This is a genomic window from Klenkia marina, assembly GCF_900101025.1.
Taxonomy (GTDB): Bacteria; Actinomycetota; Actinomycetes; order Mycobacteriales; family Geodermatophilaceae; genus Klenkia; species Klenkia marina.
Genome location: NZ_FMUH01000007.1, coordinates 267,207 through 277,456 on the forward strand (window position 1 = coordinate 267,207; position 10,250 = coordinate 277,456).

The window sequence follows — 10,250 nt, forward strand, 5'->3', positions numbered from 1 at the left end:
GGCTCCCGGTCCGCACCGAACCGAGGAGTGCGCATGTCCGCCGTCCCCCCGATGGGTCCTGAAGCGCGTGCCGCGGCCTGGGCCGCGCTGGCCGCCGAGGAGTTCGAGGTCCTGGTCGTCGGCGGTGGCGTCACCGGCGCCGGCGTGGCGCTGGACGCCGCCACCCGTGGCCTGAGGACCGCGCTGGTCGAGGCCCGCGACTTCGCCTCCGGCACGTCGTCCCGCTCGTCCAAGCTGTTCCACGGCGGCCTGCGCTACCTGGAGCAGTTCGACTTCGGCCTGGTGCGCGAGGCGCTGCACGAGCGCGACCTCGCCGTGAACCGGATCAGCCCGCACCTGGTCAAGCCGCTGCCGTTCCTCTACCCGCTGACCCACCGCGTCTGGGAGCGGCCCTACGTCACCGCCGGCCTGGCGCTGTACGACGGCCTGGCCCGCTTCGGCGCGCTCAGCGAGCCCATGCCCTCGCAGAAGCACCTCTCGCGCACCGGCGCCCGCAAGTTGTTCCCGGCGCTCAAGCCCGACGCCCTCGTCGGCGCCGTGCGCTACTACGACGCCCAGGCCGACGACGCCCGGCACACCCTCACCGTCGCCCTCACCGCGGCCAAGTACGGCGCCACCGTGCTCAACTCCGCCGAGGTCGTCTCCTTCACCCGCGTGGGCGGCCGCGTCGTCGGCGCCCGGGTGCGCGACGTCGAGACCGGCCAGGAGGTCGACGTCAGGAGCCAGGTCGTGGTCAACGCGACCGGCGTCTGGACCGACGACCTGCAGACCCTCGTGGGCGGCCGCGGCCGGTTCCACGTGCGGGCCTCCAAGGGCGTGCACATCGTCGTCCCGCGCGACCGGATCAACGGCGAGACCGGCCTGATCCTCAAGACCGAGAAGTCGGTGCTCTTCGTGATCCCGTGGGGCTCGCACTGGATCGTGGGCACCACCGACACCGACTGGGACCTCGACAAGGCCCACCCGGCGGCGTCGAAGGCCGACATCGACTACATCCTCGAGCACGTCAACAAGGTGCTGGCCACCCCGCTGACCCACGAGGACATCTCCGGCGTCTACGCCGGCCTGCGCCCGCTGCTGTCGGGTGAGTCCGAGGACACCAGCCAGCTGTCCCGCGAGCACGCCGTGGCCCGTCCCTCGCCCGGTGTCATCTCGGTGGCCGGCGGCAAGTACACGACCTACCGCCCGATGGCCGCCGACGCCGTCGACGCCGTGGCCGAGGACGTCACCCGCGCCGTGCCGGCCAGCGTCACCGAGGACATCCCGCTGGTCGGGGCCGAGGGCTACCACGCGATGGTCAACTCCCTGGACCGGCTGGCCGAGCAGTGGGGCATCGGCGCCTACCGCGCCGAGCACCTGCTCAACCGCTACGGCTCGCTGACCCCCGACGTCCTGGCCCTGGCCGCCGACGACCGGTCGCTGCTGCAGGCCGTGCCCGGCGCGGAGGAGTACCTCATGGTCGAGATGGTCTGGGGCGCCACCCACGAGGGCGCCCTGCACCTGGACGACCTGCTCGCCCGGCGCACCCGCATCTCGATCGAGACCCCGCACCGCGGCACCGAGTCCGCGCAGGCCGTCGCCGAGGCCGTCGCCGGCGTCCTCGGGTGGGACGACGAGCGGGTCGCCAACGAGGTGGCCGCCTACGCCGCCCGCGTCGAGGCCGAGCGCCGCTCGCAGACCGAGGCCGACGACCAGGCAGCCGACGCCGTGCGCGTCGCCGCCCCGGACACCCGCGCCGTGGCGGTCGGTCGAGCCCTGGTCTGAGCACATGGTCGGCCTTCGGCCTCCGACCGCGGCCAGGTGCCGGGTCGGGGGCCGTTGAGCCGTTGCTGCTCGTCCTCGAGGAGGGACCGCTCGTTCCTCGGGTCCCTCCCGTCGTCCTCGCGTGCGCGGGGTCCGGTCGGCTGACCTGCGGAACCGGTGGTTGGCGGGGTGCGATCCGGGGGAAGGACGGCTGCATGCCGACCGTCGAGCGCACCTTCGTCGTCCCTGCCCCCGTCGAGAAGCTGGGGCCCTACCTCGCCGACTTCGCGAACGCCGAGGAGTGGGACCCGGGGACGAAGACCTGCACCCCGGTCGACGGGCAGCCCGTGCAGGTCGGGTCCCGGTGGCGCAACGTCAGCGAGTTCATGGGCCGGGAGACCGAGCTGGAGTACCGGCTCGAGGTGTGGGAGCCCGGCCACGTGCGGCTGGTCGGGGAGAACAAGACGGTGACCTCGCACGACGACATCACCCTGCGTGCGGTCGACGCCGCGTCCACCGAGGTCACCTACCACGCCGAGTTCGACTTCCACGGCGTCGCGGCGCTGGCCGGCCCATTGCTCAAGCCCGCGCTGGAGAAGCTGGGCAACGACGTGGTCGAGCAGCTGACCGGGGCCGCCCGCCGTCTCTGACCGCTGCCCGCGCCGGGTAGGGGATCCCTTCCGTACCGATCGGACCGGCATCCGTCGGGGAGGGATCCCCTGCCTCGGTGGCGGCGAAGCGATGCACGGATGCATCCAATACAGTCGTGCATCGTGAGCGCCCCGACGACCCGCCGCCGGGCGATCACCGTCGAGCGGCTGCTGGACGCCGCGCTGGAGACCTTCGCCGAGGCCGGGTTCGCGGCGGCCAGCGTCGAGGACGTCTGCCGCCGCGGCGGGTTCACCCGCGGCGCCTTCTACTCCAGCTTCAGCACCAAGCACGAGCTGTTCGCTGCTCTGATGACCCGCGAGACCGCCCGTGACCTCGCCGCCGCGGAGCGGCTGGTGGCCGAGGTGTCCGGTGCCGCGGACCCCCTGGTGGCCGCGATCGACCGCGTCGGCGAGCTGCTGGCCGCCAGCCGCACCTGGACCCTCGTGCTCACCGAGTACCAGCTGCTGGCCGCCCGCGACGCCGACGCCGCGGCCCTGCTCGACCGGTTCGCCGACGGCATGGCCACCCAGGTCGCCGGCCTGCTCTCCCGCGCGGCCGGCACGCTCGGGCTCACGCTGACCGTCCCCGTCACGGACGTCGCGCAGGCGTTCCTCGCCTTGCACCACGGCCTCGCGCTGTCCGCCGCCTGCTCCCCCGGCGTCCCGACGGCGTCCCTCGAGCGCACCGCCCTCCTGGCCCTCGTCCGCGGCGTCACCGCCTCGCCCGCCTCCCCGTCGTAGGAGCTCTCCCGTGTCGACTCTGCTGCAGCGGCTCGGCCGCGCCTCCTTCCGCAACCGATGGGTGGTCGTCGCCGTCTGGCTGGTGGTGCTGGCCGGGGTCGCCGCGGCCGTGCTGGTGCGCGGGCTGTCCTTCGACGACCGGTTCACCATCCCCGGGTCGGAGTCCCAGCAGGCCCTCGACCGGCTCACCGAGGTCTCGCCCGCGGCGGCGGGGGCCAGCGCCCAGGTGGTCTTCATCGCCCCCGACGGGCAGAGCGTCACCGACTTCCAGCAGGCGATCGAGCAGACCGTCCAGGCCATGGGCCAGGTCGCCGACGTGGGCGCCGTCGTCGACCCCTTCCAGTCGCAGGCCGTCAGCCTCGGCGGCCAGGCCGCGCTGGCGAACGTGCAGTACACGGTCAACAACACCCTGCTGGCCGACGACGCCCTGGAGCAGCTGCAGGACGCCACCGCGGCCGCCTCGGACGCCGGGCTCACCGTCGACGTCGGCGGCAACGCCTTCCAGACGACGGCGGTGACGGTGGGGCCGCTGGAGTTCGTCGGCGTCGCGGTCGCCGTCGCCGTCCTCGCGATCGCCCTGGGCTCGCTGCTGGCCGCCGGGATGAACCTGCTGACGGCGCTGGTCGGCGTCGCCGTCGGGCTGCTCGGGTTCCTCGCGATCGGCAGCTTCACCACCCTGTCCTCGTCGGCCCCGACGCTGGCGCTGATGATCGGCCTGGCGGTCGGCATCGACTACACGCTGTTCATCCTGTCCCGGCACCGCACCCAGCTCGCCGCCGGCGCCGATCCCGAGGAATCCGCCGGCCGGGCCGTGGGGACGGCGGGCTCCGCGGTGGTCTTCGCCGGCCTCACCGTCGTGGTCGCCCTCGCCGGGCTCTCGGTGGTCGGCATCCCGTTCCTGACCGTGATGGGCCTGGGGGCCGCCGGCACCGTGCTGGTCGCCGTCGCGGTGGCGTTGACGCTGGTGCCGGCGCTGCTGGGCTTCGCCGGTGCGCGGCTGACCCCGGAGCCGGGCAGCCGGGCCGCACGCCTCGAGGAGGCCAGCGCGTCGGGCAGCCGGTCGATGGGGGTGCGGTGGGCCGCCCTGGTCACCCGCCTGCCGTGGCTGACCGCGCTCCTCGTCGTCGCCGGCCTGCTCGTGGTCGCGATCCCGACCACGAAGCTGGAGCTGGCGCTGCCCGACAACGGCACCGCCGCCGAGGGCAGCTCGCAACGGACCACCTACGAGGCGGTCGCGGAGTACTTCGGCCCCGGCCTCAACGGCCCGCTGGTCGTGCTGCTCGACGGCGTCGACGCCGCCAGCGGCCAGGCCGGGGCGCAGGCCGTCGCCGAGGCCGTCGGGGGCACGCCCGGGCTGCTGCCGGGCACCTCAACGGGTGGGTTGGACGACGTCCTGGCCGCGGTCCCCCAGCAGCTCGGCGAGACCACCTGGCTGATCCAGGTCATCCCCGAGAGCGGACCGCAGGACGAGGCGACCACCCGGCTGGTCGGCGACATCCGGGACCTGGCGCCGCAGCTGGAGCGCCAGACCGGCGGCACGATCGCGGTGACCGGCCAGACCGCGGTGGCGATCGACGTCTCCAGCACGCTGGGGGCCGCGCTGGTGCCCTTCGCCCTGGTGGTCGTCGGGCTGTCGGTGGTCCTGCTGCTGCTGGTGTTCCGCTCGGTGCTGGTGCCGGTCAAGGCCGCGCTGGGGTTCCTGCTGTCGGTGGTGGCCTCGTTCGGCGCGGTCGTCGCGGTGTTCCAGTGGGGTTGGCTGATCGACCTGTTCGGGGTGGCCAGCGCCGGGCCGGTGGTCAGCCTGATGCCGATCATCCTCATCGCGGTGCTGTTCGGCCTGGCGATGGACTACGAGGTCTTCCTGGTCTCGCGGATGCGCGAGGCCTACGTGCACGGCGCCTCCCCGCGCGAGGCCGTGCTGGAGGGCATGCGGCACGCGGCCCGGGTGGTCACGGCCGCGGCGCTGATCATGTTCTCGGTCTTCGCCAGCTTCCTGACCATCGACGAGCCGGTGGTGAAGTCGATCGCGTTCGGCCTGGCCGTCGGCGTGCTGGTCGACGCCTTCCTGGTGCGCATGACGCTGGTGCCGGCCGTCCTCGTGCTGCTGGGGCGCTCGGCCTGGTGGCTGCCGCGCTGGGCCGAGAAGGTGCTGCCCGACCTGGACGTCGAGGGGGCGAAGCTCGGTGTCCCCGCCACCGGCCGGGGTGCGCACGAGGCGCCGGAGGACGCGCCCGCGCCGCCGACCGGGCACGCACCCCGGCACGGCCGGCACGAGGCGCCGGAGCGCACTTGACCACCGCGGACGGGGCGTCGGACAGACTGGGCCGGTGAGCGCAGACCACGGCCACGACGACCACCCCGGTTACGCGGGCCCGCCGCCGTCCACCCCGGGCCCGCCGGCCGGGCAGCCGTGGGGAGCCCAGCCCGGGGCGGTCCAGCCCGGCACGGCTCAGCCCTGGGGTGCGCAGCCCGGCTACGGGCCCCCACCGGCCTACGGACCCGGGTACGCCCCGGCGTACGGGGCGCAGCCGGGCTGGTGGACGCCCCCCGCGCCGCCGCCGCCCTCGTGGCCGAACGGCCCCGGTCGGCCGCAGCAGGCCGGCGCCGCCGCCACGCTCGCGTTCATCGCCGGCGGCATCGCCCTGATGTGGGGCCTGGTGGGCATCGTGCTGCTGGCCGGTTCCGACGGCGGCAGCGCGAGCTGGCTGGGCGTCGCGGTGGGTCTGCCCTCGGGTGTCGCGCTCATCGCCGGCGGCACCCGGCTGCTGGCCGGGGCCGACCGCTGGGTGGTGGTCGGCGGCGGCGCGGCGCTCGCGCTGGCCGTGCTCGCCCAGGCCGTGGTCAGCGCGGCCACCTCCTACGGCTCGGCGTTCGGCCAGGCGTTCCTCGTCGTCCTGCTGCTGCCGGTGCCCACGATCGCGGCGGTGCTGGCCGGGCTGCCCGTCGTCGGCGGCTGGGTCGACCACGTGCGCAGCGGCCCGTCCGGCGGGCACCCCGGGACGCCGCCCACCTGGTGACCGCCGGTTCCACGTGGAACCCTCGGCCCGGTGACCGACCCCGCACCGATCGACCCCGTCGACCTCGTCCGCGAGCTGGTGCGCCGGCCGACCGTCTCCGGTGACCCCCGCCCGCAGCGCGACGTGATGGGCCTGGTCACCGAGGTGCTCACCGCGCACGCCCCGCACCTGCAGCGGCGCACCGGCGACGACCCCGACCAGCCCTGGACCCTGCTCACCACGCCCACCGACCCCGACCGGCCGCGGCTGCTGTTCGCCTGCCACGTCGACACGGTGCCGGCCGCCGACGCCGCGCAGTGGCAGCGCGACCCGTTCGGCGCCGACGCCGACGGGGGCCGGGTCTGGGGCCGCGGGGGGTCGGACATGAAGGCCGGGCTGGTCGCCGCGGTCGCCGCGGTGGCCGCCGCCGACCCCGACGTGCCGGTGGGCTTGCTGCTCACCAGCGACGAGGAGATCGGCTCGCGGGGCGCCCAGGTGGCGGCGGCCGCGCTGGCCGGCACGCGCACCGGGGCGGTCGTCGTCCCCGAGGCCACCGGCAACGAGGTGGTGCTCGGTCACCGCGGCGCGCTGTGGCTCGCCGTCCGAGCGGCAGGGCGGGCCGCGCACGGCAGCACCCCGCACCTGGGCCACAACGCGGTGCTCGACCTGGTCGCCGTCCTGGCCCGGGCCGGTGGCCCGGGTGGCGCGGGGCTGCCGCTGGCGACCGAGGACTTCCTCGGCACCGAGACCTGGAACCCGGGGGTGATCGCCGGCGGCACGGTGCCCAACGTGGTCCCCGACGCCGCCGAGGTGGTCGTCGACATGCGCACGGTCGGCGACGGCGCCACGTTGCAGGCCTGGTGGCGGGCCCAGCCCGAGGTGGCCGACGTCGAGGTGCGGGTCGACCTGCCGCCGCTGCGCACCCCCGCTGACGACCCGTGGGTGCGGGCGCTGCCGGCGGTGGTCCGACCCGACCCGGCCACCTACTTCACCGACGCCTCGGTGCTCGGCCCGGTCGCCGACGGCGCGCCGGTCGTGGTGTGGGGCCCGGGCACGCCCGCGGTGATGCACGCCCGCGACGAGTACGTCGAGGTCGCCGAGCTGGAGCAGGCGGTGCGGGTGTTCGGCGAGGTGGTCAGCCGCTGGGGGTGAGGCCCGTGCTCGCCCGCACGACCAGCGAGGGCGCCAGGGCCGACCGGGCCGGTGCCGCGCGGTCGGGGCCGAGGGCGGCCGACAGCAGCCGCACGGCCTCGTCGGCGATGTCGTCCTGCGGCTGTCGCACGGTGGTGAGCGGTGGGTCCGACAGCGCGGCGTAGGGGATGTCGTCGAACCCGGTCACCAGCAGGTCACCCGGGACGCCGACGCCGGCCTCGGCGCAGACCTGCAGCACGCCCAGCGCGATGAGGTCGTCGGCGCAGGCCACGGCGTCGGGCAGCGGGCCGGCGGCGAGCAGGCGCTGCATGGCCTCCCTGCCCCAGCCGATCGAGTAGTCGCCGAGCAGCACCTGGTCGACCGAGACCCCCCGTCGGGCGGTGTGCTCGCGGAAGCCTGCGACGCGCAGCTCGGTGGAGGAGTTGGTCAGGGTGGAGCTGACGAACGCCGCCGAGCGCACTCCGCGGTCGGCCAGGTGGTCGACGACCAGCTGCAGGGCGAGGTCGTCGTCGACCCCGACCCAGTCGCTGTCGACGCCCGCGACGTAGCGGTCGACCTGCACCAGCGGTAGCTGACCGGCTGCCCAGGACACGGCCTCGAGGCTGCGGATCCCGTGCACCGGGCTGATGACGATGCCGTCGACCTGGCGGGCCACCAGGCTGCGCAGCCGTTGCGCCTCGAGGTCGGGGTCCGAGCGGGACGAGCAGAGGAACAGCTGGCGCCCGGCCTGCTGGAGGGCGTGCTCGACGCCTTCGACCAGCGCGGTGAAGAACGGGTTGGCGATGCTGGGCACCACCATGCCGACCGTGTCGGTGCGGCTGCGGCGCAGGGCGCTGGCGATGCCGTTGCCGGAGTAGCCGAGGTCGTCGGCGGCGCGGGTGACCTGCTCGTGCACCGACGGCGAGACCGGTCGGGCCCCCGAGAGGGCACGGGAGACGGTGGCGGTCGAGACGCCGGCGCGCTCGGCGACGTCCCGGATGGTCACCCGGCCCACGGTCCCCCCGTCCCGGCCCGGTTCCGGGCCGTGCGCCCATCATGTCCGACGGCGTCGACATGCGCTCGTGTCGGTCGTGTGTCATCGACCTGACCAGGCGGAACAAGAAAGTAATCGTTTGCCCATTGACGCCGGCAGGGGAGTGCGATGTAGCGTCCGTCACGTCTTGGCAATCGATTACACGGATGGTGTCGACGGTGTCCTCCCCCCTCGGGGTCTACCCCCGCAAGCCCTCGGCCACCGCCGAGCTGTTCGGGGAGGGCACCGCCCTGATCGGCGCCGTGCACCTCCCCGCCCTGCCCGGCAGCCCGGCCTACCGCGGCCAGCCGGTGGCCGAGATCGCCCGCTACGCCGTCGAGGAGGCCCTGGCCTACACCGGCAACGGGTTCGACTCGGTGATCGTCGAGAACCACTGGGACCTGCCCTTCCTCAAGCCCGGCGAGCACGGCTACGAGGTCGCCGCCTCGATGGGCGTGATCACCGCGGCCGTCGTCGCCGAGCTCGGCAGCAAGGTGGGCGTGAGCGTGCTGTCCAACGCGGGCGAGTGCTCGGTGGCCAGCGCGTGGGCCGCCGGCGCCGGCTGGGTCCGGGTGAACCAGTGGGTCAACGCCTACGTGGCCAACGAGGGCTTCATCGAGGGCCAGGCCGCCCGCACCAGCCGCTACCGGCACGGCATCGGCGCCGACCCGCTCAAGGTGTTCGCCGACGTGCACGTCAAGCACGGGGCGCACGCGATCGTCGCCGACCGCACGCTGGCCGAGCAGACCGAGGACGCCGAGTTCTTCGACGCCGACGTGCTCATCGCCACCGGGTCGCGCACCGGCCACGCCACCAGCGTCGAGGAGGTCGTGGGCATCCGCGACCACACCCAGCTGCCGGTCATCATCGGCAGCGGGGTGGACCCGACCAACGCCGCCGCCCTGCTCGCCGAGTGCGACGGCGCGATCGTGGCCTCGGCGGCCAAGGACAACGGCCGCTGGTGGGGCCGGGTCGCCCCGGAGAAGGTGCGCGCCGTCGCCCGGGCGGCCGGCAAGTGACGCCCGGCGCCCCGGTCGTCTTCTGCGGCTACGCCAACCTCGACGTGGTCGGCCGGGTGCCCCGGTTCCCCGCCCCCGACGAGCGCGTGCACGCCACCGCCATCGACCAGCTGCCCGGTGGCATGGGCGCCAACGCCGCCGTGGCCTGCGCGCGGGCCGGCGCGACGACCGCGTTCGCCGGGGTCGTCGGCACCGACCCGGCCAGCGACCTCTTCCTCGCCCAGCTGGCCTTCGAGGGCGTCGACGCCGGCTGGACCGACCGCACCGGCTACCTGTCCACCGCCATCGTGCTGGTCGACGGCGCCGGCCGGCGCTCGGTGGTCAGCCAGGACGACGCCCTCGACGCCGAGCACGTGGCCCGCACCGCCGACCGGCTGGCCGGGCTCGGCGGCGGGCTGCTCTACCTCGACGGCTACCGCGCAGCCCAGCTGCCCGCGGCCGCCCGTCCGGGTGTGGTGCTGACCGTCGACCTCGACGGCTGCGAGAACCCCGACGTCGCCCGCGCCGCCCTGGCCGCCGCCGACCACGCCGTCGTCGGACGCACCCGGCTGACCGAGCTGCTCGGCCTGACCCCGGCCGACCGCGGCCCGCGGACCACCCTGGTGGTCACCGACGGCCCGGCCGGGTGGCAGCTGGCCGGCCCCGACGGCATCGCCTCCGGGGCAGCCCTGTCCGTCGAGGTCGTCGACGACACCGGCGCCGGCGACTGCTTCGTCGGCACCCACCTGGCCGGGCTCGCCGCCGGCCTGGGCCCGGTCGAGGCCGCCACCCGGGCCGGCGTCGCGGCCAGCCTCTCGTGCACCCAGGAGGGCGCCCGCGCCGCGCCGTCCCCGGCCCGGGTCACCGAGGCCCTCCACCAGCTCGCCACCGCCTGACCGCTCCCCCCTGCACCTCCCCGCCCGCACCGCCCCGCACCTCCCCCGCCCGCACCGCCCCG

Annotated in this window: 9 protein-coding genes; 8 read left to right on the forward strand and 1 reads right to left on the reverse strand. The window is 75.2% G+C overall.

The genetic code is table 11. From position 1 onward, the window contains the following. Positions 1–33: 33 nt before the first annotated feature. The 6 genes from BLP29_RS19050 (at position 34) to BLP29_RS19075 (ending at position 7,282) form a co-directional block, all read left to right on the forward strand. Complete coding sequence (locus BLP29_RS19050) at positions 34–1,764, forward strand: glycerol-3-phosphate dehydrogenase/oxidase (RefSeq protein WP_092807449.1); 1,731 nt, start codon at positions 34–36, stop codon at positions 1,762–1,764. A 194-nt stretch (positions 1,765–1,958) separates the two neighbouring features. Then, entirely contained in the window at positions 1,959–2,393 is a 435-nt protein-coding gene (locus BLP29_RS19055; RefSeq protein WP_092807452.1) for an SRPBCC family protein, read from the forward strand. 123 nt (positions 2,394–2,516) lie between these two features. Beyond that, positions 2,517–3,134 (forward strand): TetR/AcrR family transcriptional regulator, encoded by a 618-nt coding sequence (locus BLP29_RS19060; protein WP_165839454.1) that lies wholly within the window; start codon positions 2,517–2,519, stop codon positions 3,132–3,134. Positions 3,135–3,144: 10 nt separating this feature from the next. After that, the gene (locus BLP29_RS19065) at positions 3,145–5,427 is read left to right on the forward strand and encodes an MMPL family transporter (protein WP_092807456.1); all 2,283 of its coding nucleotides are present in this window, start codon (positions 3,145–3,147) and stop codon (positions 5,425–5,427) included. A 34-nt stretch (positions 5,428–5,461) separates the two neighbouring features. Further along, positions 5,462–6,151: a hypothetical protein gene (locus tag BLP29_RS19070; RefSeq protein WP_092807458.1), complete on the forward strand. Its 690-nt coding sequence runs from the start codon at positions 5,462–5,464 to the stop codon at positions 6,149–6,151. A 30-nt stretch (positions 6,152–6,181) separates the two neighbouring features. Beyond that, positions 6,182–7,282 (forward strand): M20 family metallopeptidase, encoded by a 1,101-nt coding sequence (locus BLP29_RS19075; protein WP_243470103.1) that lies wholly within the window; start codon positions 6,182–6,184, stop codon positions 7,280–7,282. Here BLP29_RS19075 and BLP29_RS19080 read toward each other — a convergent pair. Next, complete coding sequence (locus tag BLP29_RS19080; protein ID WP_243470104.1) at positions 7,266–8,267, reverse strand: LacI family DNA-binding transcriptional regulator; 1,002 nt, start codon at positions 8,265–8,267, stop codon at positions 7,266–7,268. The two genes, BLP29_RS19075 and BLP29_RS19080, sit on opposite strands and share 17 nt — an antisense overlap. 206 nt (positions 8,268–8,473) lie before the next feature. Between BLP29_RS19080 and BLP29_RS19085 the strand changes: the two genes are divergently transcribed. Then, entirely contained in the window at positions 8,474–9,313 is an 840-nt protein-coding gene (locus tag BLP29_RS19085; protein ID WP_243470105.1) for a BtpA/SgcQ family protein, read from the forward strand. Next, positions 9,310–10,188, forward strand: coding sequence for a carbohydrate kinase family protein (locus BLP29_RS19090; RefSeq protein WP_165839455.1), 879 nt, complete (start codon positions 9,310–9,312; stop codon positions 10,186–10,188). The genes BLP29_RS19085 and BLP29_RS19090 overlap by 4 nt, the downstream gene beginning before the upstream one ends. The last annotated feature ends 62 nt before the right edge of the window (positions 10,189–10,250 follow it).

What these genes read in the sequence shown, in the direction of transcription:
- BLP29_RS19050 (WP_092807449.1), top strand. Translation starts at nt 34, where the DNA reads ATGTCCGCCGTCCCCCCGATGGGTCCTGAAGCGCGTGCCGCGGCCTGG.
- BLP29_RS19055 (WP_092807452.1), top strand. Translation starts at nt 1,959, where the DNA reads ATGCCGACCGTCGAGCGCACCTTCGTCGTCCCTGCCCCCGTCGAGAAG.